Origin of the sequence: Burkholderia latens (assembly GCF_902499045.1) — a bacterium.
Classification (GTDB): Bacteria; Pseudomonadota; Gammaproteobacteria; order Burkholderiales; family Burkholderiaceae; genus Burkholderia; species Burkholderia latens.
Map to the genome: position 1 here is coordinate 1 of NZ_CABVPL010000050.1, position 20,626 is coordinate 20,626.

Below are 20,626 nucleotides of genomic sequence, written 5' to 3' on the forward strand. Positions count from 1 at the left end.
CAGGGCTGGGCCGCGGCGTCTGCGCGTTCGCGGCGGCGCGCGCGAGGCTCGCGGTGCTGCCGGTCGTCGGCGGTGGCATCGCACTCGTCGCGCCCGGTGCGGGCGGTGCCGGCATGCGGTTGCCGGGCGCCGGCTTCAACCAGCCCGACGGCGCGACCGGTTCCGCGAGCGGACGCGGCGTCGTCCTGCTGCGCGGCTTCGGCCGCGCCTGCGGATCGGGTTTCCACAGCGTCGGGCGCGAATAACGGCCGTTCTGCCGCGGCGCCATCGCGTTTACGGTATGGGCGGTGGCCGGCTGCACGATGTCGTCGTCGCGGTGCAGCGCGCTGCGCGGCAGGTCCGCGACACCGCGTGCGTCGTCGTCGCTGACACTCCGCGCGAGCTTCACGCCGAACGACGTATCGACCCACGCGGCGAACTGGCGCCAGCGGATGCCGGTCAGCCACGGCAGGCCCGCGAAGAACAGCACGACCATCGCGACCGGCGTGCCGATCGGGCCGAGCAGATGCGCGAAACCGTTCGAGAGCGCGTGGCCGAGCGCGTTCGTGTCGGGGCCCGACAACGGGCTCGTCAGCGCGCAGCTCGCGGCGAACACGGCCGCGAAGCCGAGCCACAGGCGGATCGAGCCGCGGCCGGCGAGGCCGCCGCCGCCGGGCAGCATCGCCTGAACGAGACGCCAAATGAGAAGGAGGAACCAGACGGCGGAGATGCCGAACCAGCCGAAGACAACCGTGTGCATGCTTTGATGAAACAGGAAGAGGGCGGGGGCGCAGTGCGCGACCCGCCGAGTTTAACCGGCCGACGAACGGGACTGACGGGACTCCGGGGCCGCGTGAACGCCGCGATGCGCGTTCGGGCCGCGGGACGCGTGCGTCCGGGTTCCGTGCGCGGCGAAGGCGGCCGGTCGGCCCTCGCCCGCGCGCTGCATCAGGGGCTCCGGCGCGTGAAGGTCAGCGTCGCGCCGGCTTCGGTCACGATCTGCAACTGCTGCGGCTCGCGCATCTGCACGCCCGTTTTCTGGATGTGCGCCAGCGCATCGAGGTACGCGCGTTCGAGCTGGCCGCCGAGCGCAGTCGGGCACGCCATGCGCGTGCCGGCGAGCGCGCCGAAGCTGAGCAGGCCGTTCTTGATCGCGTAGGTGCCCATGTAGCGGTTGCAGCCGGAGAAACCGCTCGCGCGCCGGACGCCCGATTCGGTGGACAGCGCGAGCTTGATCGGCTCGCCGTTGTCGCCGTGCGGAATCGTGCGCGGCGTGCCGTCGGCGTTCAGCCAGCTCGTGAGCTCCCAGCTCGTGTCGTCGAGCAACTGGACGGCGGCGGGGTTGTACGGGTCGGGCGCGGGGGCGGCGGAGTCGGGATGGGTCGGCATCGCGCAGGCGGCGAGAAGCGTGGCAAGCGTCAACGCGCAAAGCGGCGCGCGCAACGGGCGAAGCAGGCCGGTGCGTGCGCGTGCGGCCGCGGACAGGTGGGACATGAGCCTCGTTCCTCATCGGATTCTGATCAAGGCGTAAGAGTAACGCACCCGCGCCGCACGAGGCGAGCCGACACTTCGCGCGTGAAAACGTTCGCAGCGCGCCCGCGGGCCTCGCGACACGGCGCCGGCGCGACGCAACCGCCCGAACCGGCCGCGATGCGCGTGTTAACATCGGAGCCGTTTTCGTCCTCGTCCTTCAACAGAACCAGCGGGAAATCACATGCAGATCGGTCAGCGGCTCGGTACGCCGCTTTCACCCTCGGCCACGCGCGTCATGCTGCTCGGCGCCGGCGAACTCGGCAAGGAAGTCATCATCGCGCTGCAGCGGCTCGGCGTCGAAGTCGTCGCGGTCGATCGTTATCCGGACGCGCCGGGCCACCAGGTCGCGCATCGCGCGCACGTGATCGACATGACCGACGCGGCCGCGCTGCGCGCGATCGTCGAGGCCGAGCGTCCGCACCTGATCGTGCCGGAAATCGAGGCGATCGCGACCGACGCGCTGGCGGCGATCGAGGCGGCCGGCCTGGCCGAGGTGATTCCGACCGCCCGCGCGACGCAGCTCACGATGAACCGCGAAGGCATCCGCCGGCTCGCGGCCGAGGAGCTCGGGCTGGCGACGTCGCCGTACGCGTTCGCGGAGTCGTTCGACGCGTTCAGCGCAGCGGTCGCGAAGATCGGGATGCCGTGCGTCGTGAAACCGGTGATGTCGTCGTCGGGCAAGGGGCAGTCGGTCGTGCGGACCGAGGCCGACGTGAAGCCTGCGTGGGACTACGCGATGGCGGGCGGGCGCGTGAATCACGGCCGCGTGATCGTCGAGGGCTTCATCGATTTCGACTACGAGATCACGCAGCTGACCGTGCGTGCGATCGACCCGGCCACGCTGGAGACGCGCACCTACTTCTGCGAGCCGGTCGGCCACGTGCAGGTGGCCGGCGACTACGTCGAATCGTGGCAGCCGCAGCCGATGAGCGCGGCTGCGCTGGCCAAGTCGCGCGAGATCGCGCACAAGGTGACCGAGGCGCTCGGCGGGCGCGGGTTGTTCGGCGTCGAGCTGTTCGTGCGCGGCGACGACGTATGGTTCTCCGAGGTGAGCCCGCGGCCGCACGACACGGGCCTCGTCACGCTCGCGTCGCAGCGCCAGTCGGAATTCGAACTGCATGCGCGCGCGATTCTCGGGCTGCCGGTCGATCCGGCGCTTGGCTCGCCGGCCGCATCGGCGGTGATCTACGGCGGCCTCGACGGGCGCGGCATCGCGTTCGACGGCGTGCGCGACGCGCTCGCCGTGCCGGGCGCCGACCTGCGGCTGTTCGGCAAGCCGGAAAGCTTCGCGAAGCGGCGCATGGGCGTCGCGCTCGCGACCGGCGCGACCGTCGACGAAGCCCGCGAACGCGCGAAGCGCGCCGCGGCGGCCGTGCGGCCCGTGTCGGCACGCTGACCGGACGAGGAGGGAGCGATGACATCGACATGGCGGCGGCTCGCGCGGGTCGGCAAGCTTGGCGTGGCGCTCGCGCTGGTTGCGGGTCTCGCGGGGTGCGGGCTTGCGGCCGCGCCGTGCCGGGTCGCGTCGGCCGGACTGAAGATCGTGCCGCTCGTCGGCCACGTCGCGGCCGCGCCGACCGACGCCTGCGCGGACGTCATCGATCCGTGACCGTCGCGCCGGCACTCGTGATCCACGATTAACGCGCGCCCCGCGAGGGCGTGCCTATCCCCGTCTCGTGAGAGGACCTGCATGATTCGCCACACCTTCGCCGCGCTTGCGCTCGTCGGCGCCGCCGTTTCCGTCGCGCATGCCGCACAACTGACCGTCGAGGAAATCGACGCCGATTCGCGCCAGCAGACCGCCTACCAGTGCGCTAACCAGAAGCAGCCGGTGCGCGTGTCGTACTGGCGCGCGGGCAACGGCCAGAGCTTCGCGCTGGTGCCGGTCAACGGGCAGCAGATGCTGTTCGTCGACACCGTATCGGCGTCGGGCGTGCGCTACCAGGCCGGACGCTATACCTGGTGGACGAAGGGCAAGGAAGGCACGCTGCGCGACGAGATCGCCGATCAGAACGCGGCGCCGCTGCTCGGCGACTGCGTGCAGATCGAGAAGAAGAAAAAGAAGAAGGGCTGAGCGTGGTTTGTGCGATCCAATGCGTGATGCGTTTGGATCGCGCGCCGCGAGCGGTGCAGGCGGCGGAGGGGATTGGCTGCCTCGATTGCCGGCCGGCGTCGAGGCTTCCTGGTTAAGCCGAGCGATGAAGCCGAGCGCGATTCGACCCCGAAATCCCGTCATCGGCCGATCGGGATAGCCCCATCGCACAAGCGCGTCGTCGGCGCCGCGCCCGCCGGGGCTTGCCGCGAACCGCCGCCGCGGCCGTTCGTGGCGTTGTCACGGACAGATGGCCGCGCAGTGCTACAATACGGCCCTTTCCGCCGGCATTCGCGCCGAACGGAGTCCGCACGGCCTATTGCGCCCGAGGTTCGAATGGAACCGGGTCCCAAGCGCCAGAGCGGCGCCGCGCGGCGCGCCGCGGCTCCGTCTACTTCCGAAATGTGATGAGCGCAGGCCCGGCCGGCCTGACGCACGATGTCCCCGCCGCGCCTTTTGAGCGAAACGCCACCATGTCCGATTCTGTCGCCAAGCCAGCCGACGCAACCTTCGATCAATTCGGTCTTGCCGCCGATATCCTGAAAGCCATTGTCGAGCAGGGTTATACGACGCCGACGCCGATCCAGGCGCAGGCCATTCCGGTCGTGCTCGCCGGCCGCGACGTCATGGGCGCCGCGCAAACGGGCACCGGCAAGACCGCGAGTTTTTCGCTGCCGATCATCCAGCGGCTGCTGCCGCAGGCCAATACGAGCGCATCGCCGGCGCGCCACCCGGTGCGCGCGCTGATCCTCACGCCGACCCGCGAACTCGCCGACCAGGTTGCCGCGAACGTGCACGCGTATGCGAAGCACACGCCGCTGCGCAGCGCGGTGGTGTTCGGCGGCGTCGACATGAACCCGCAATCGGCCGAACTGCGCCGCGGCGTCGAGATCCTGATCGCGACGCCGGGCCGCCTGCTCGACCACGTGCAGCAGAAGACGGCCAACCTCGGCCAGGTCCAGATCCTCGTGCTCGACGAAGCCGACCGGATGCTCGACATGGGCTTCCTGCCCGACCTGCAGCGCATCCTGAACCTGCTGCCGAAGGAACGCCAGACGCTGCTGTTCTCGGCTACGTTCTCGCCGGAAATCAAGAAGCTCGCGTCGACGTACCTGCGCAACCCGCAGACGATCGAGGTCGCGCGCAGCAACTCGACGAATGCGAACGTCACGCAGATCGTCTACGACGTCGCCGAAGGCGACAAGCAGGCGGCCGTCGTGCAGTTGCTGCGCGATCGCGGCCTCAAGCAGGTGATCGTGTTCTGCAACAGCAAGATCGGCGCAAGCCGGCTCGCGCGCAATCTCGAGCGCGACGGCGTGGTCGCATCGGCGATTCACGGCGACAAGTCGCAGATCGAGCGGATGCAGGCGCTCGACGCGTTCAAGCGCGGCGAGATCGAGGCGCTGGTCGCGACCGACGTGGCCGCGCGCGGCCTCGACATCGCCGAGCTGCCGGCCGTGATCAACTTCGACCTGCCGTTCAACGCGGAAGACTACGTGCACCGGATCGGCCGCACGGGCCGCGCGGGCGCGACCGGCGATGCGCTGTCGCTGTGCAGCCCGAACGAGCGCAAGCAGCTCGCCGATATCGAAAAGCTGATCAAGCGTCCGCTCGACGTGCAGACGCTGACGCTCGACAAGCCGGCGCGTCATCGCCACGACGAGCGGAGCAGCGAGCGCGCGGAGCGCGGTGAACGCGGCGGCCGTCGCGATCGCGACGAGCATCGCGGTGCGGCGGGGCGTCGTTCGGGCGGCTCCGAGCGCGGTCATCACCGTCGCCACGAGGCGCCGGTCGACGATTTCTTCCTGAAGCCGTACGAGCCGTCGGCGCCGGCGAAGCAGCCGGAAGAGACGAAGTCTGCGCAGCAGCCCGAGAAGAAGGGGCCGAAGCGGCAGGTCGCCGCGCTGCTCGGCGGGTTCGGGATGCCGCGCAAGCCGTCGGCGTAAGCGGCCGGTTCACGAGCGGTCGGAGCGGCGCGCGAGCGCTGCCTCGGAGGCGGGTGCATGCGACGAGCATGCGCCCGTTTTTTGTTGGGCGGGGCGATTTGAACGGTAGGCGTCGGCATGGCGCGGCAGCGCGACGCCACGGCAATCGCGCGGCCCAATCGCGGCGTACAGGCTCGTCTTAGTGCGTTCCGCGCCGGACGTCGTGCGAGCGGCGCAGCGGGTATCAGCGGTTTAGCGGTTCAAGCGGCCCGCGGCCCGAAGCGGCGCGCCCACGCGGCGATCGCGGCCGCATGGAACGCGTCCATCGTGTTGCCCGGTATGCCGCCATCGGCCGCGAGACCGAGATGCGCGGCCGCGGCCCGCAGCGCCGGCAGCGGATCGTCGCGTTCGAGCGCGAGCGCGCCCGTCTGCTTGCTGAGCTTTTCGCCGTTCGCATCGACGACGACAGGCACGTGCAGGTATTCGGGCGTCGGCACGCCGAGACAGCGCTGCAGGTAGATCTGGCGCGCGGTCGAATCGAGCAGGTCGGCGCCGCGCACGACGTGCGTGATGCCGGTGTCGGCATCGTCGACCACGACCGCGAGCTGATACGCCCATTGACCGTCCGCGCGCTTCAGCACGAAGTCGCCGACGTCCGTCGCGAGGTTCTGCGCCTGCGTGTGCTGCCAGCGATCGTCGAACGTGACGATCGCGCCGGCGCCGTCCGGCACCCGCAACCGCCACGCGCGCGCGGGCTTGCCGTGCAGGCCGGTGCGGCAGGTGCCCGGATACGCGAGCGTCGTGTGGCGTTCGTGCGCGGCACGCAGCGAATCGGCGATTTCCTTGCGCGTGCAGCCGCACGGATAGACGAGCCCCGCGGCGACGAGCCGCTCGAGCGCGGCCGCGTAGTCGGCGTCGCGCGTGCTTTGCCACACCGGCGGCTCGTCGGGTGTCATGCCGAAATGTGCGAGCGTCGCCAGGATGTCGTCGGCGGCACCGGGCACCGTGCGCGGGCCGTCGATGTCCTCGATGCGCACGAGCCACGTGCCGCCGTGCGCGCGCGCATCGAGCCAGCTCGCGAGCGCGCCGACCAGCGAGCCGAAATGCAGCGGCCCGGTGGGCGACGGCGCGAAGCGGCCGCGGTAGCCGTTCATCGGGGCGCGGAGCAATGCGCGCTTATGCGGCGCTCGCTGCCTGCGCGACGCAGGCCGGGCACGACTGGCCGGGCACGTAGCTCGGCGATTGCTGCGCTTCCGGCGTGACGACCGCACGGCACGCGAAGCACGTGACGTTCTCGGTCGGCTGCAGCTGCGGGTTCAGCGCGGTGCGGTAGTCGAACACGAAGCAGTCGCCGTGATAGTGCGCGCCGCCGACTTCCTCGAAATACTTGAGGATCCCGCCTTCGAGCTGATACACGTTCTCGATGCCGATTTCCTTCATGTGGATCGCCGCCTTCTCGCAGCGGATGCCGCCGGTGCAGAACGACACGACCGTCTTGCCCTCGAGATCGGCGCGGTTCGCGTCGATCACTTCCGGGAACTCGCTGAACTTGTCGATCCGGTAGTCGAGCGCGTTGTCGAACGTGCCGACGTCCACTTCGAACGCATTGCGCGTGTCGAGCATCACGACCGGGCGGCCGGCGTCGTCGTGGCCGCGGTCGAGCCACGCCTTCAGCGTGCGCGCGTCGACCGACGGCGCGCGGCCGAGCTCGGGCTTGATTGCCGGCTTCTTCATCGTGATGATCTCGCGCTTCAGGCGCACGAGCATTCGGCGGAACGGCTGCGAATCGGACAGGCTTTCCTTGAACTGCAGCGTCGCGAACTTGCCTTCGAACAGCGGATCGTGGCGGATGTAGTCGATGAACGCGTCGGTCGCTTCGCGCGGGCCGGCGATGAACAGGTTGATGCCTTCCGGCGCGAGCAGGATCGTGCCGCGCAGGCCGAGTTCGTTGCAGCGGGCGGTGACGAGCGGGCGCCATTGCTCGGTCGCGTCGAGCGACACGAAGTGGTAGGCGGCGAGGTTGACGATGGTCATGATGGTTCGACGGAAAACGGCCGCGGCCGTGCGGCGGGCGCACGACGGCCCCGCAAATAAAAGGGTGCGAAGCCAGGGCGATGATTCGAAAACCCGTATTATCCCGCAAACCGGCCGTGCGCCGGCACTGGCCGTTCGGCCGGCGCCCCGTACATCGGCCGAACGGCCGACGCGGGGATTTTTTGGGCAGCCTGCACGGCGACGCGGCTACAATAACGCCCATGTCAGATCCCCGCTTCGTCCATCTTCGCGTTCACTCCGAATTCTCGATTGCCGACGGCATCGTGCGTCTCGACGACATCGTCAAGGCGGCGGCCGCTGACGGTCAGGGCGCGCTCGCCCTCACCGATCTCGGCAACGCATTCGGCCTCGTCCGTTTCTACCAGGAAGCCCGCGGCAAGGGCATCAAGCCGATCGCCGGCTGCGACGTCTGGATCGCCAATCCGGACGATCGCGACAAACCGTCGCGGCTGCTGCTGCTGGTGAAGGACAAGGTCGGCTATCTGAACCTGTGCGAGCTGCTGTCGAAGGCGTGGCTCACGAACCAGTACCGCGGCCGCGCGGAGCTCGACGCGAGCTGGCTCGACGGCGAGCTGTCGCAAGGGCTGCTCGCGCTGTCCGGCGCGCAGCAGGGCGACATCGGGCTCGCGCTGGCTGCGGGCAACGAGGAGGCTGCGCGCCGTCATGCGGAGCGCTGGTCGAAGGTGTTCCCGGGCGGCTTCTACATCGAGCTGCAGCGTTACGGGCAGCCGGGCGCCGAGGCGTACATCCAGCAGGCCGCGACGCTCGCCGCGTCGCTGAAGCTGCCGGTCGTCGCGACGCATCCAACGCAGTTCATGACGAGCGACGATTTCACCGCGCACGAAGCGCGCGTGTGCATCTCCGAAGGCGACATGCTCGCGAACCCGCGGCGCCAGAAGCGCTTCACGACCGATCAATATTTCCGCACGCAGGACGAGATGGTCGCGCTGTTCGCCGACCTGCCGTCGGCGGTCGCGAACACGGTCGAGATCGCGAAGCGCTGCAACCTGAAGCTCGAGCTCGGCAAGCCGAAGCTGCCGCTGTTCCCGACGCCGGACGGCATGTCGCTCGACGACTACCTGGTGCAACTGTCGAAGGAGGGGCTCGAGAAGCGCCTCGAGCAGCTGTATCCGGACGCCGCGGAGCGCGATGCGCAGCGCGACACGTACTACAAGCGGCTCGAGTTCGAGTGCGGGACCATCACGAAGATGGGCTTCCCGGGCTACTTCCTGATCGTGGCCGACTTCATCAACTGGGCGAAGAACAACGGCGTGCCGGTCGGCCCGGGCCGCGGCTCGGGCGCGGGTTCGCTGGTCGCGTATGCGCTCGGCATCACCGATCTCGACCCGCTGCGCTACAACCTGCTGTTCGAGCGATTCCTGAACCCGGAACGCGTGTCGATGCCCGACTTCGACATCGACTTCTGCCAGCACGGCCGCGATCGCGTGATCCAGTACGTGAAGGAAAAGTACGGCGCGGACGCCGTGTCGCAGATCGCCACGTTCGGCACGATGGCCGCGAAGGCGGCCGTGCGCGACATCGGCCGCGTGCTCGATCTCGGCTACATGTTCACCGACGGCGTCGCGAAGCTGATCCCGTTCAAGCCGGGCAAGCACGTGACGATCGCCGACGCGATGAAGGAAGAGCCGCAGCTGCAGGAACGCTACGACAACGAGGACGAGGTCCACCAGTTGCTCGACCTCGCGCAGCGCGTCGAGGGCCTGACGCGCAACGTCGGGATGCACGCGGGCGGTGTGCTGATCGCGCCCGGCAAGCTGACCGATTTCTGCCCGCTGTATACGCAGGGCGACGAGGGCGGCGTCGTCAGCCAGTACGACAAGGACGACGTCGAAGCCGTCGGCCTCGTGAAGTTCGACTTTCTGGGTCTCACGACGCTGACGATCCTCGACTGGGCCGAGCGCTACATCCGCCGCCTCGATCCGACGAAGGCCGACTGGTCGCTCGCGCAGGTGCCGCTCGACGATCCGGCGTCGTTCCAGATCCTGAAGAAGGCCAACACGGTCGCGGTGTTCCAGCTGGAAAGCCGCGGGATGCAGGGCATGCTGAAGGACGCGCAGCCCGACCGCTTCGAGGACATCATCGCGCTCGTGTCGTTGTATCGTCCGGGCCCGATGGACCTGATCCCGAGCTTCTGCGCACGGAAGCACGGGCGCGAGAAGGTCGAGTATCCGGATCCGCGCGTCGAACCCGTCCTGAAAGAGACCTACGGGATCATGGTCTATCAGGAGCAGGTGATGCAGATGGCGCAGATCATCGGCGGCTACTCGCTCGGCGGCGCTGACTTACTGCGCCGCGCGATGGGCAAGAAGAAGCCCGAGGAGATGGTCAAGCACCGCGAGATCTTCGCCGAGGGTGCGGCGAAGAACGGCCTCACGCGCGAGAAGTCCGACGAGATCTTCGACTTGATGGAGAAGTTCGCGGGCTACGGCTTCAACAAGTCGCACGCGGCCGCGTACGCGCTGCTCGCGTACTACACCGCATGGCTGAAGGCGCACCATCCGGCCGAATTCATGGCGGCCAACATGACGCTCGCGATGGACGACACCGACAAGGTGAAGATCCTGTTCGACGACTGCGTGATGAACAACCTCGTCGTGCTGCCGCCGGACATCAACCAGTCGCACTACCGGTTCGAGCCGGTCGCGGAACCCGACGGCAAGCGCTCGCGCACGATCCGCTACGGCCTCGGCGCGGTGAAGGGCAGCGGCCAGAACGCGATCGAGGAAATTCTGCGCGCGCGCGAGGAAAAGCCGTTTGCCGACCTGTTCGACTTCTGCGAGCGGATCGACCGGCGGGTCGTCAACCGCCGCACGGTCGAGGCGCTGATCCGCGCCGGCGCGTTCGATTCGCTGAACGCGAACCGCGCGCAGATGCTCGCATCGGTGCCGCTCGCGATGGAAGCGGCCGAGCAGGCCGCGGCGAACGCGATGCAGGCCGGCCTGTTCGACATGGGCGCCGAGTCGCCGCACGCGCATGCGCTCGTCGGCGAGCCCGCGTGGGACGACAAGCGCCGGCTGCAGGAAGAGAAGGGCGCGCTCGGCTTCTACTTGTCCGGCCATCTGTTCGACGCGTATCGCGACGAAGTGCGCCGGTTCGTGCGGCAGAAGCTCGGCGACCTGAAGGAAGGCCGCGACAAGCTCGTCGCCGGCATCATCGCGTCGCTGCGCACGCAGATGACCCAGCGCGGCAAGATGCTGATCGCGCTGCTCGACGACGGGTCGGGCCAGTGCGAGATCACGATCTTCAACGAACAGTTCGAGGCGAACAAGGCGCTGTTCAAGGAAGACGAGCTGCTGATCGTGCAGGGGCAGGCGCGTAACGACGCGTTCACCGGCGGCATCCGCTTCACCGCCGACACGGTGATGGATCTCGAACGCGCGCGCAGCCGCTACGCGCAGGCGGTGCGGCTCACGATGAACGGCAATGCCGATGCGGCGGCGCTGCGCCGTGTGCTCGAGCCGCACGTGTCGAAGGACGATGCGGCGGCCGCGCCGGCCTTCGACGCGCCCGCGCCGCGCGGTGCAGGCCGCGACGGCGGCCGTCGCCCGCAGGCGCCGCTGCCGAACGGGCTCGCGGTCCAGATCCACTACAGCAACGCGCGCGCGCAGGGCGAAATGCGGCTCGGCGATGCGTGGCGCGTGAAACCGAGCGACACGCTGCTCGCGGAGCTGCGTGCGACGTTCGACGGGAGCACCGTCGAGATCACGTACTGACCGTCGCTGACGGACGGCCGTCGCCCTCGCGGCCCGTCGCATCGCCATCGTGCGGTGCGGCGGGCCGTTTTCTTGCGGCGGTGCTTGGGGCTGTCATCCGGACGCTATACAATCCGACGCGCACGTTGCGCACGCACCGTGCCGCGGTGCGTCCGCCGGCCGGCGGCGTCGTTCGCGTGAAAACGACGACGGTTCCACGCGGCGAACGTGCGGCGCGGCGCCGCCAGCGATCGCTCGACGAAGTCGGCACGCGGCAGCACGTCACGATGCCGGCGTGCCGGCGCGGCGCGCGACGACAAAACGACAACGACACCACAACAATGGCCAACGGGAAACCGACGGGGCGGATCCTCGTGATCCGGATTGATTTTCTGGGCGACATGCTGTGCACGACGGCCTTTCTCGGCGCGCTGAAACAGCGCTGGCCCGATGCGGAGCTGCACGTGGTCGCGAACCGCTACAACGCGGCCGCGCTGGCCGGCAACCCGGACGTGCACGCGGTCCATACGTACGTGTACAGCCGTCAGTGCGAGCGCAACGACCGCCCGGGGTGGATGCGCGCGTTCTTCGACCGGCTGCGGCTCGTGCGCCGGCTGCGCCGCCTGCGGTTCGATCTCGTGGTCGTGCCGAACGGCGGCATGCATCGCAGCAGCATCCAGTTCGCGCGCCAGCTCGGCGTGAAGGATTGCCGCTGGCACGATGCCGATTCCGAATTCGACGACCGCAAGCCGGAGCATGTCGCGACGCGACCGATCCGCCACGAGGCGCTGTCGGGATTCCGGCTCGTGCCCGAACTCGGCCGCACCGATCTCGACGGTCTCGCGCTGTCCGTTCATCCGGACCGCGCGTTGCAGGACACCTGGTACCGGCTGCTCGGGGCGCGCACGAAACCGCGCGTCGGCCTGTTCGTGTCGAACAAGGCGGCGGAGCGGCGCTGGCCGGCCGACCGATGGCGCGAACTCGCGCGGCGGCTCGCACCAGTCGCGGACGTGATCGTGTTCCGCGATCCCGCCGTGCCGGCAGCAGCCGACGCCGCGGGCGACGCGTGGCGGGATGTGAACGCGCGGCACGTCACGCCGTCGTCGGTTGCCGAACTGATGGCCGCTGCGAGCCTGCTCGACGTGATCGTGTCGGCCGACAGCGCGCCCGTGCATCTCGCGTCGGCGCTCGGCGTGCCGGTCGCCGCGCTGTTCGAGGACCGTCCGGAGAAATACCTGCGCTGGCATCCGCTCGGCGTGCCGCACGTGATCCTGCGCGCTGGGGCGACGGTCGACGCGATCGGCGTCGACGCGCTGGAGCGCGCGGTCCTTCATCTGTTGACGCAGGCCGCGCAGCCGGACGACGCGCGGCGCGGCGGCACGATGCTGCTGCCGGCCGCGACGACTGCGGCGCCCGAGATCGGCGCGATCGCTTCGTAGCGGCGGCACGGCCGGCAGCGTCGCCGACGCGACGGGCGGTACCGGAGCGGCGCTCGGCCGCGCACGCTGCATTGCCCCGCGTCGCCGGGACGATCGACACCCGCTGCCGGTCCGGCCGCCGTCGCGACTACGCGACTACCGTTGCGCCCCCGTGGCCCAGCCTCACGCCGGCCGCCGCAAAATCCTGTACATTGCGAGCCTTGTTCAGCCAGCTAGACGGATCGATTGCCGTGGCCCTGTTTTCTTCCGCCCGCCCGCCCAGAACCATCTTCGTCGCCGCGCCGCGCCGCATCGGCGACGTGCTGCTGACGACGCCGCTCGTGCGTTCGCTGAAGGCGCGCTGGCCCGACGCGCAGATCGACATGCTGGTGTTTCGCGGCACCGAGGGCGTGCTGGAGCACAACCCGGACGTGCGGCGCGTGATCGTCGTCGCGCAGCGCGCGGGCTTCCGCGAGCGGTTGCGCGATGCGCTGTCGATGTGGCGCCGCTACGATCTCGCGTGCGCGGCGCTGAGTTCCGACCGGCCGCGCTTCTACAGCTGGTTCGCGGGCCGCAAGCGCGTCGGCCTAGTCGATCCGAATCGCGTCACGTGGCTCACGCGGATGATGCTGAACGGGATCGCGATCAATCACCACGAGTCCGCGCACACGGTCGTCAGCACGCTCGCGCTGGCGCCGGTGATCGGCATCGAGCCGGTATCGGAGGTCGTCGCGCCCGGCATCGGCGACGATCCCGCGCGGCGCGCGCGCTTCGACGCGTGGCTCGCGGAATCGCCGGCGATCCGCGAAGGCAAGCCGCTCGTCGTGCTGCATCCGTATCCGATGTTCCGCTACAAGCAGTGGCGGCTCGAGGGCTGGGTCGAAATGATCGAATGGCTGCGCGGGCAAGGGTTCGCCGTCGCGCTGTCGGGCGGACCGGCCGATCGCGAGCGCGAATACGCGGAGCAGGTCGCGGCCGAGGCGGGCGGTGACGTGCTGAATCTGGTCGGCCGCCTCACGTTCGGTGAAAGCGCGGAGCTCGTGCGGCGCGCGCGGCTGTTCATCGGGCCGGATACCGGCGCGACGCACGTCGCGGCCGCGACCGGCACCGACACGATCGCACTGTTCGGCCCGTCCGATCCGGTGCGCTGGGGCCCGTGGCCGCAGCACTGGCCGCCGACCGACAATCCGTGGGAACTGCGCGGCTCCGCTCGGCACGGCAACGTGTGGCTGCTGCAGGGGGACGGCGATTGCGTGCCGTGCCGGCACGAAGGTTGCGAACGCCATGTGGACAGCCGCAGCGACTGTCTCGTCACTCTCGGTGCGCAGCGCGTGAAGGCGGCCGCCGCCGAGATGCTGGGGCTGAGCCCGCCGGCCGCGCCCGATGCGGTCGTCGACACGTCGCGGCTGCATCGCACGCGCTCGGACTGAACGCCGAACGCCGCGTCATTTTGCTGATTCGAAACGGGGGAAACGCGCCGCCGCGGCGCGTCGTGGGCAGGCCGCTGTTCGTCTGACACGGGCGGCGAGCGCCGTCGCGAACGCAGAGGCGAGCACGGCGCCCACGTGTACAGCAAGCCGCCTGCGTTGCGCTCTGCGGTCGCCGCCGTCAATTTGTCGTGGGCCGCCGCTCGTCGTCGTGACGCGTTCCGGTGCTCCCCCGCCAAGCCGTCACGCGCTGCGCCGGATCGCCGATGTCTCGCGCGGCAGCGTTTCACCGCGCGCGCCGCAGCCGATCAGGATACCGGCGAGCAGCACCAGCAGGTGTCCTTCGGCGAAATCGAGCAGCAGCGAATTCGCGAGACTGCCGATCGTGAAGATCGCGAGCCACGCGAGCAGCAACTGCCGCGAGCGCGGGTCGAGCGTGCGGCTGCCGCGCGCGATCTGCACGATCAGATTCACGAACAGCAGTACGCCGAGCGTGCCGAGCTGCACGGCCATCAGCAGGTATTCGTTATGCGGATTCGACGTGAGCTGGCCTTCGGCGGCCGTCTTGCCGGCCGCGAGCTTCTGGAACTCGAACTCGAGCCCGCCCGCGCCATAGCCGATCACCGGGCGCTGGCGATACAACTCGAGCCCCTTCTTGTACCACTCTAGCCGCAGCCCGGTCGACGTGACCGCATCGGTCTGCCGGTACTGCTGAACTTCGGACGCGACCTTCAAGAGCCGACCGTTGTTCACCGTGCACGCAGCGGCGACCAGCGCGACGCCGGCCAGCACGAGCGCGCCGGCTGCGAGCGCTGCGCGCAGCGCCGACTGGCGCCGCAGCAGCAGCACGAAGCGCAGCGCGACGACGAGAATCAGCAGCAGCGCGATGACCTGCCCGGTGCGCCCTTGCAGCATCACGAACACGTTGACCAGCGACCACGCGGCCACGCCGGCGTACGCGGCGCGCGACAGCGCGGTGCGCGCCGACAGCGCGAGATCGGCCGCCTGGTAGAACAGCAGCGCGCCGAACATGCCGGCCGCGATGTGGTTCTTGAACACCCACGCGCGCGACAGCGGCAGCTCGGTCGCATGCGCGGGCCCGATCGACGTCAGGCCGAGATAGTTGGTGGTGGACAGCAGCAGGATCACGCACAGCGTGCCGAACCACGCGCGCCGCACGACCGGCGCCCAGTTCGAATGGCGGAACGCGAGTACGGCAAACGGCAGCAGCAGCAGCTTGTCGTACTTGGCGACCCAGTTCCATGCCTTCGGGTGCGGCGCGACCGTATACGCGACGCTCGCGGTCAGCGCCGCGAGGATCAGCAGCGCCGCGAGCGACGCCGGTTCGGTGACGAACGAGCGCAGGTCGCGCCAGAACTCGGGGGAGATGACGAGCGCGGCCGCGAACAGCCCGCAGAACACGTTGGTCAGCGCGGTGGACACGGGGACCATGCAGAGCGCGATGACGGCGAAGGCGCGAGCGGCGGTGAGACGCCGCGTGGCGGGAGCGGAAAACGAGAGCATCGGAACCTGTCGAATGGACGTATGCGGCATGCGGGCACCGTGCTGCGCGCCGCGCGTCCCGGCGGCACCGCGCGGGACGAAGCGCGCAGTATACGCGAAGCCGCGTGCGTTTCCGCGCCGTTTCGAGGGTTCGATCAGCTGAATGCGCGCTTGATCCGCGAGCGCAGCAGCGCGCGCTTGAGCCGCCCTTCGACGGCCGGCGTGTCGAGCGCGAGCCGCGCGCCGGCCGGCTCGCCGCGATGCAGGTAATAGCGGTCGAACGTGGCCTGCGTCATGCCCCATTTGTTCAGGAACTGGCGGCGGCCGTCGTTCTTGACGATCTTGCCGGTGCTCTTCTGCTGGAAGTGATAGACGAGGCTGTCGCCGACGCCGAGGAAGATCCGGCAGCCCGCATCCCAGAATTTCATCGAGAAGTCGTTGTCGCTGCTCATTCCTGGCGACAGCTCGCTGCTGTAGCCGCCGATGCGGTTCCACCAGTCGCGATGCACGAGCGTCGGCGGCCAGGTGGAGCCGAGCCAGTCCGCGCGCGCGAGCGTCGGCGTGGCGGCGACGAGGCCGGCCGCGTCGAACTGTTCGGCGTCACGGCCGAAATCGCTGACGACGACGCACGGGTTGCGCGTGTCGACCGGCTCGACCATCGTGCCGGACAGCATGAACAGGTCGGTCGGCATCTGCTCGATGCGCCGCACGAGCGCGGCGTCCCAGCCGGGACAGCAATACATGTCGTCGTTCATGTAGACGACGTAGTCGCGCGTCGCGCGCGCGGCGGCGAGGTTCACCGCGTGGCAGATGCCGATGTTGGCCGGCGACGACGTGTGCTCGATGCGTTCGCCGCGCACCCAGTCGAGCGTGCCGTCCGAGCCGTCGTTCACGTGCACGATGATCTGGTGGTCGTACGCGGAATGGCGGCGCAGGCTGTCGACGACGAGCTTGAGGTACGGCAGGTTGTTCCAGGTCGGGATAATGATGGAGAACATGGCGGTCGGATTCGGTGGTCGTCGTGTCGGCGGCGCGTGGCGCGGCGCGTTGGGCGGGCGCGCATCGCGCGCGGGCAGCCCGGCATTGTAACGCCGGGCCGGCCGCGTGCCGGCGGCGCATGGCGCATGGGTGCAGAGTGGGCGGCGCGTTCAGCGGGCCGCGTCGTGCCCGAGCTTCAGGAACCGGTAGTACACCGTTTCCGCGTTGAACACGGCGATCATGAAGCCCGCGCGGCCGTCCAGAAACCCGCGCCGCAGCACGTAGGTGCGCACGAATGCCCATGCGCCGCGCGCAAGCGCCTTGCCGAAGCCGCCGCGCTGCCCGGCCGCGCGGCGCTGACGCGCGCCGGCCGTCGAATACGCGTCGAGCTTGCGCACGACGGTCTCGAAATCCTCATACGAATAGTGCAGGAGCTTGCCCGACAGCCGCTGCGCGGGCGTGTCGAACACGAGCCGTTCGTGCACGAGGTCGTCGGAAAAACGTGCGGTGCCGCGCCGGAACAGGCGCGGCACCCAGTCCGGATACCAGCCGCTGTGGCGAATCCACTGGCCGCAGAAGCTCGACAGCCGGTCGAGCGCGTAGACCTGCGCGGCCGGCGCGCGGATGGCCGCGCGGATCGACTCCGCGAGTTCCGGGCTGACGACTTCGTCGGTATCGAGCGACAGGATCCAGTCGGTGTTCAGTGCGTCGAGCGCGCGGTTCTTCTGCGGGCCGAAGCCGGGCCAGTCGCGCTCGACGATCACGCGGGCGCCGCGCGCGCGGGCGATCGCGACGGTATCGTCGGTGCTGCCGCCGTCGATCACGACGACGTCGTCGGCGAAGGTCAGCGCATCGAGGCACTGCTCGAGCCGCGCGGCCGCGTTGAGGGCGATGAGGGCGACGCCGAGGGTGGGTTCTGCCATGAAATCGTCGAAAAGGCGGAGAAAACGGTGAGCGGCAGTATACCCGCGCGCCGGCAGCCGGCCGCGTCGGCAACGGCCGTGCCGGCGGGACGGTGCGGCTATAATGTTGGGCCTTTTTCGGCACCCGCCGGACGGGGGAATCCCGGGCAGCCACGCTCCGGGCGCCGCGTCGCGGCTCAAGAAGGATTGCCTTGGAAACCCAGAACACTCTTCGCAAGCCGATGGACGGCACCGGTACGTCGCCGATCACGGTCCTCAAGCGCCTGTGGCCGTACATCCGGCCGCTGATCGGCATCGTGGTGCTCGCGGTGATGACGATGGGCGTCGTCGCGGCCACCGAGGCCGGGATTCCGGCGCTGCTCAAGCCGCTGCTCGACCACGGGTTCGGCTCGCACGGCAGCGACCGCGCGAAATGGTACGTGCCGATCGCGGTGATCGGCCTCGCGCTCGTGCGCGGCGTGTCGCAGTACACGTCCAACTACCTGCTCAACTACGTGTCGAACCGCATCCTGCTGCAACTGCGGCTCGAGATGTTCCAGCGGATGATCCACACCGGCGCGTCGTTCTTCCAGCGCGAGACGGCCAGCACCGTGATCAACGCGATCGTGTTCGAGGTGAACCAGATCCTGTCGGTGCTGACCGGCGTGATGGTCACGCTGGTGCGCGACTCGCTGACCGTCGTGTTCCTGCTCGGCTACCTGTTCTACCTGAACTGGCGGCTCACGCTGATCGTCGCGGTGATCCTGCCGGGCATCGGCTGGCTCGTCAGCAAGATCAACCGGCGGCTGCGCCGCCTGAACCGCGAGCACCAGACGCTGACCAACGAACTGTCGTACATCGTCGAGGAGACGGTCGGCGGCTACAAGGTCGTCAAGGTGCACAACGGCGAGGCGTACGAGATCGACCGCTTCACGACGATGAGCAAGCGCCTGCGCGGCTACGCGATGCGCATGACGATCTCGGGCGGCCTCGCGCAGCCGCTCACGCAGTTTCTCGCGTCGATCGCGCTCGCGGTCGTGATCACGATCGCCGTCGTGCAGTCGTCCAACGACCAGACGACGGTCGGCGGCTTCGTCGCGTTCGTCACGTCGATGCTGCTGGTGATTTCGCCGCTCAAGCACCTGATCGACGTCAACCAGCCGCTGCAGCGCGGGATGACCGCCGCCGAGCTGATCTTCGGCCTGATCGACGAGCCGGCCGAGCCGCAGGGCGGCGGCCGCGAACTGCCGCACGCACGCGGCGAGATCGAGTTCCGCGACGTGTCGTTCGACTACGGCGCATCCGAGCGGCCGACGCTCGACCGCATTTCGTTCAAGGTCGCGCCGGGCGAGATGATCGCGCTCGCGGGCCCGTCCGGCAGCGGCAAGACGACGCTCGTGAACCTGCTGCCGCGCTTCTTCGATCCGACGAGCGGTGCGATCCTCGTCGACGGCGTGCCGGTGGCCGACTACGACCTCCACGCGCTGCGCGGCCAGATGGCGATGGTGAGCCAGGACGTCGTGCTGTTCAACGACACGATCGCCGCGAACGTCGCGTACGGGCAGACGCCCGACCGCGCACGCGTGCAGGCGGCGCTCGAGGCGGCGAACCTCGCCGATGCGGTCGCCGCGATGCCGGACGGGCTCGACACGCTCGTCGGCGGCAACGGGATGCGGCTGTCGGGCGGTCAGCGCCAGCGGCTCGCGATCGCGCGCGCGATCTACAAGGACGCGCCGATCCTGATCCTCGACGAGGCGACCTCCGCGCTCGATTCGGAGTCGGAGCGCCACGTGCAGGCCGCGCTCGAGCGGCTGATGGAAGGGCGCACGACGCTCGTGATCGCGCACCGGCTGTCGACCATCGAGCGTGCGGACCGGATCCTCGTGCTCGAGGCCGGCAAGATCGTCGAAGAGGGCAGCCACGACGAATTGCTGCGCCACGGCGGGCTGTACGCGCACCTCCACCGGATCCAGTACCAGCAGCAGGCGGCGTGACGCCGCGTGATGCGCGTGTGCTAGTCTTGATCGTGCAGGCCCAGTTGTTTCCGATTCGACGTGACAACACGGAGGGAAGAACGATGAGGAAGATGCACGGGATGATGCTGGCCGCGCTGCTCGCCGCGGTTGTCGCGGCACCGGCCGCGATGGCGCAGGGGCACGGCAACGACGACGATCATGGCGGCCACGGCATGCACCGCGGCCACGGCCCGAAGCACGTGCCGCCAGGCCAGGCGATGCATCGCGACGACGTGCCGCCGCGCTGGACCGATCTGCCGCGCCGCGACTGGCACAAGGGCGACCGGCTGCCGTACGAGTTCCGCGATCGCCAGTACGTGGTCGACGACTGGCGCGGCTACCATCTGAGCCCGCCGCCGCGCGGTTATCACTGGGTCGGCGTCGGCGGCGACTATCTGCTCGTGCAGATCGGCTCGGGCATCGTACTGCGCGTCGGTCCGTAACGCGTTCCGCCGATCACCGCTTCATCCGGTTGCCGGGCGTCCATCCGGCAACCGCTTCATGCTTTCCCGTCCTTGCGAACGTCCGCTGCGCGGCGGAACCAGCGCCGTTCGATCCGCGACATCGCCCAGCACACCGCGAGCGCGCACACGGTGCCGAGCGCCACTTCCCCGAGCCGCATCAGCGGAATGTCCCATAGCGGGCCGTTGCCCGGAAACAGCAGCACGATCGTCGCGGTCACGCCGCCGAGCCGTGCCGCGCTGCCGACGTTCAGGCACCAGCACGCGACGATCGTGATCGCGACCGCGATCGCATACGCGACGAGGCGGTCGCCGCCGAGCGCCGCGCCCGCGAAGCCGAGCAGCCCGCCGATCATCGCGCCGATGAACTGATCGCGCGACAGCGACATCGTGTCCGAGTAGTTGTGCTGCGTGACGGCGATCGCGGTGATCGCCGCCCACACGGCCTGCTCGGTGTGCAGCGCGCGGCCGATCGCATAGGCGAGGCACGCGCCGCAGACGGCCTGCAGCGCCATCAGCGCGCCTTGCGTGAGCCGTTCGCCGAAAGTCAGCCCCTTGAACAGATCGAAGATCGACTGCTGGATCTGCTGGCGGGCTTCGTTGAGGGTCCTGATCGTATCCATCG

At 69.3% G+C, this 20,626-nt stretch carries 17 protein-coding genes; 9 read left to right on the plus strand and 8 right to left on the minus strand.

The annotated features are described in order from the left end of the window. Both BSE24067_RS25965 and BSE24067_RS25970 read right to left on the minus strand, forming a co-directional pair. The coding region (locus tag BSE24067_RS25965; RefSeq protein WP_477021220.1) for a DNA translocase FtsK 4TM domain-containing protein at nucleotides 1-739 on the minus strand (739 nt) is incomplete at its 3' end. 188 nt (nucleotides 740-927) lie between these two features. Beyond that, complete coding sequence (locus BSE24067_RS25970) at nucleotides 928-1,473, minus strand: META domain-containing protein (protein ID WP_151064765.1); 546 nt, start codon at nucleotides 1,471-1,473, stop codon at nucleotides 928-930. 220 nt (nucleotides 1,474-1,693) lie between these two features. Here BSE24067_RS25970 and purT point away from each other — a divergent pair, with 220 nt between their 5' ends. The 4 genes from purT (at nucleotide 1,694) to BSE24067_RS25990 (ending at nucleotide 5,550) form a co-directional block, all read left to right on the plus strand. Next, on the plus strand, nucleotides 1,694-2,908 hold the full coding sequence (gene purT, locus BSE24067_RS25975; RefSeq protein ID WP_151064764.1) for a formate-dependent phosphoribosylglycinamide formyltransferase: 1,215 nt from the start codon (nucleotides 1,694-1,696) through the stop codon (nucleotides 2,906-2,908). An 18-nt stretch (nucleotides 2,909-2,926) separates the two neighbouring features. After that, complete coding sequence (locus BSE24067_RS25980) at nucleotides 2,927-3,121, plus strand: DUF6726 family protein (protein ID WP_151064763.1); 195 nt, start codon at nucleotides 2,927-2,929, stop codon at nucleotides 3,119-3,121. Between the two features lie 81 nt (nucleotides 3,122-3,202). Next, nucleotides 3,203-3,586, plus strand: coding sequence for an MliC family protein (locus BSE24067_RS25985; protein WP_151064762.1), 384 nt, complete (start codon nucleotides 3,203-3,205; stop codon nucleotides 3,584-3,586). Between the two features lie 491 nt (nucleotides 3,587-4,077). Beyond that, on the plus strand, nucleotides 4,078-5,550 hold the full coding sequence (locus BSE24067_RS25990; RefSeq protein WP_477021221.1) for a DEAD/DEAH box helicase: 1,473 nt from the start codon (nucleotides 4,078-4,080) through the stop codon (nucleotides 5,548-5,550). A gap of 239 nt (nucleotides 5,551-5,789) precedes the next feature. Here BSE24067_RS25990 and gluQRS read toward each other — a convergent pair whose 3' ends face one another. Beyond that, on the minus strand, nucleotides 5,790-6,683 hold the full coding sequence (gene gluQRS / locus BSE24067_RS25995) for a tRNA glutamyl-Q(34) synthetase GluQRS (RefSeq protein ID WP_151064760.1): 894 nt from the start codon (nucleotides 6,681-6,683) through the stop codon (nucleotides 5,790-5,792). 22 nt (nucleotides 6,684-6,705) lie between these two features. Further along, nucleotides 6,706-7,563 (minus strand): sulfurtransferase, encoded by an 858-nt coding sequence (locus BSE24067_RS26000; protein ID WP_151064759.1) that lies wholly within the window; start codon nucleotides 7,561-7,563, stop codon nucleotides 6,706-6,708. Nucleotides 7,564-7,784: 221 nt separating this feature from the next. Here BSE24067_RS26000 and dnaE point away from each other — a divergent pair, with 221 nt between their 5' ends. The 3 genes from dnaE to BSE24067_RS26015 all read left to right on the plus strand — a co-directional run bounded on the left by dnaE (nucleotide 7,785) and on the right by BSE24067_RS26015 (nucleotide 14,145). Next, nucleotides 7,785-11,318, plus strand: a complete 3,534-nt coding sequence (gene dnaE / locus BSE24067_RS26005) for a DNA polymerase III subunit alpha (RefSeq protein WP_151064758.1) — start codon at nucleotides 7,785-7,787, stop codon at nucleotides 11,316-11,318. Between the two features lie 320 nt (nucleotides 11,319-11,638). Next, a complete protein-coding gene (locus BSE24067_RS26010; protein ID WP_151064757.1) occupies nucleotides 11,639-12,736 on the plus strand; it encodes a glycosyltransferase family 9 protein in 1,098 nt (365 codons plus the stop codon). A gap of 230 nt (nucleotides 12,737-12,966) precedes the next feature. Continuing rightward, a complete protein-coding gene (locus BSE24067_RS26015; protein ID WP_151064756.1) occupies nucleotides 12,967-14,145 on the plus strand; it encodes a glycosyltransferase family 9 protein in 1,179 nt (392 codons plus the stop codon). A 240-nt stretch (nucleotides 14,146-14,385) separates the two neighbouring features. Here the strand turns inward: BSE24067_RS26015 and BSE24067_RS26020 are convergent, their stop codons facing one another. The 3 genes from BSE24067_RS26020 to BSE24067_RS26030 form a co-directional block, all read right to left on the minus strand. Beyond that, nucleotides 14,386-15,666 (minus strand): O-antigen ligase family protein, encoded by a 1,281-nt coding sequence (locus tag BSE24067_RS26020; protein ID WP_151064755.1) that lies wholly within the window; start codon nucleotides 15,664-15,666, stop codon nucleotides 14,386-14,388. 134 nt (nucleotides 15,667-15,800) lie between these two features. After that, on the minus strand, nucleotides 15,801-16,643 hold the full coding sequence (locus BSE24067_RS26025; protein WP_151064754.1) for a glycosyltransferase family 2 protein: 843 nt from the start codon (nucleotides 16,641-16,643) through the stop codon (nucleotides 15,801-15,803). A gap of 150 nt (nucleotides 16,644-16,793) precedes the next feature. Next, nucleotides 16,794-17,546, minus strand: coding sequence for a glycosyltransferase family 2 protein (locus BSE24067_RS26030; protein ID WP_151064753.1), 753 nt, complete (start codon nucleotides 17,544-17,546; stop codon nucleotides 16,794-16,796). Between the two features lie 221 nt (nucleotides 17,547-17,767). Here BSE24067_RS26030 and msbA point away from each other — a divergent pair, with 221 nt between their 5' ends. Next, nucleotides 17,768-19,519, plus strand: coding sequence for a lipid A export permease/ATP-binding protein MsbA (gene msbA / locus BSE24067_RS26035; RefSeq protein ID WP_244122269.1), 1,752 nt, complete (start codon nucleotides 17,768-17,770; stop codon nucleotides 19,517-19,519). A gap of 83 nt (nucleotides 19,520-19,602) precedes the next feature. After that, complete coding sequence (locus tag BSE24067_RS26040; RefSeq protein ID WP_151064751.1) at nucleotides 19,603-19,983, plus strand: RcnB family protein; 381 nt, start codon at nucleotides 19,603-19,605, stop codon at nucleotides 19,981-19,983. Between the two features lie 56 nt (nucleotides 19,984-20,039). On the opposite strand, the gene BSE24067_RS26045 is transcribed toward BSE24067_RS26040, so the two are convergent. Next, a complete protein-coding gene (locus BSE24067_RS26045; RefSeq protein ID WP_151064750.1) occupies nucleotides 20,040-20,624 on the minus strand; it encodes an FUSC family protein in 585 nt (194 codons plus the stop codon). Nucleotides 20,625-20,626: the final 2 nt, after the last annotated feature.

What these genes read in the sequence shown, in the direction of transcription:
- BSE24067_RS26025 (WP_151064754.1), bottom strand. Translation starts at nt 16,643, where the DNA reads ATGTTCTCCATCATTATCCCGACCTGGAACAACCTGCCGTACCTCAAG.
- BSE24067_RS26040 (WP_151064751.1), top strand. Translation starts at nt 19,603, where the DNA reads ATGAGGAAGATGCACGGGATGATGCTGGCCGCGCTGCTCGCCGCGGTT.
- gluQRS (WP_151064760.1), bottom strand. Translation starts at nt 6,683, where the DNA reads ATGAACGGCTACCGCGGCCGCTTCGCGCCGTCGCCCACCGGGCCGCTG.
- BSE24067_RS25980 (WP_151064763.1), top strand. Translation starts at nt 2,927, where the DNA reads ATGACATCGACATGGCGGCGGCTCGCGCGGGTCGGCAAGCTTGGCGTG.
- msbA (WP_244122269.1), top strand. Translation starts at nt 17,768, where the DNA reads ATGGACGGCACCGGTACGTCGCCGATCACGGTCCTCAAGCGCCTGTGG.
- BSE24067_RS26045 (WP_151064750.1), bottom strand. Translation starts at nt 20,624, where the DNA reads ATGGATACGATCAGGACCCTCAACGAAGCCCGCCAGCAGATCCAGCAG.
- BSE24067_RS25990 (WP_477021221.1), top strand. Translation starts at nt 4,078, where the DNA reads ATGTCCGATTCTGTCGCCAAGCCAGCCGACGCAACCTTCGATCAATTC.
- dnaE (WP_151064758.1), top strand. Translation starts at nt 7,785, where the DNA reads ATGTCAGATCCCCGCTTCGTCCATCTTCGCGTTCACTCCGAATTCTCG.
- BSE24067_RS25985 (WP_151064762.1), top strand. Translation starts at nt 3,203, where the DNA reads ATGATTCGCCACACCTTCGCCGCGCTTGCGCTCGTCGGCGCCGCCGTT.
- BSE24067_RS26010 (WP_151064757.1), top strand. Translation starts at nt 11,639, where the DNA reads ATGGCCAACGGGAAACCGACGGGGCGGATCCTCGTGATCCGGATTGAT.
- BSE24067_RS26030 (WP_151064753.1), bottom strand. Translation starts at nt 17,546, where the DNA reads ATGGCAGAACCCACCCTCGGCGTCGCCCTCATCGCCCTCAACGCGGCC.
- BSE24067_RS26000 (WP_151064759.1), bottom strand. Translation starts at nt 7,563, where the DNA reads ATGACCATCGTCAACCTCGCCGCCTACCACTTCGTGTCGCTCGACGCG.
- BSE24067_RS25970 (WP_151064765.1), bottom strand. Translation starts at nt 1,473, where the DNA reads ATGTCCCACCTGTCCGCGGCCGCACGCGCACGCACCGGCCTGCTTCGC.
- BSE24067_RS26020 (WP_151064755.1), bottom strand. Translation starts at nt 15,666, where the DNA reads ATGCTCTCGTTTTCCGCTCCCGCCACGCGGCGTCTCACCGCCGCTCGC.
- purT (WP_151064764.1), top strand. Translation starts at nt 1,694, where the DNA reads ATGCAGATCGGTCAGCGGCTCGGTACGCCGCTTTCACCCTCGGCCACG.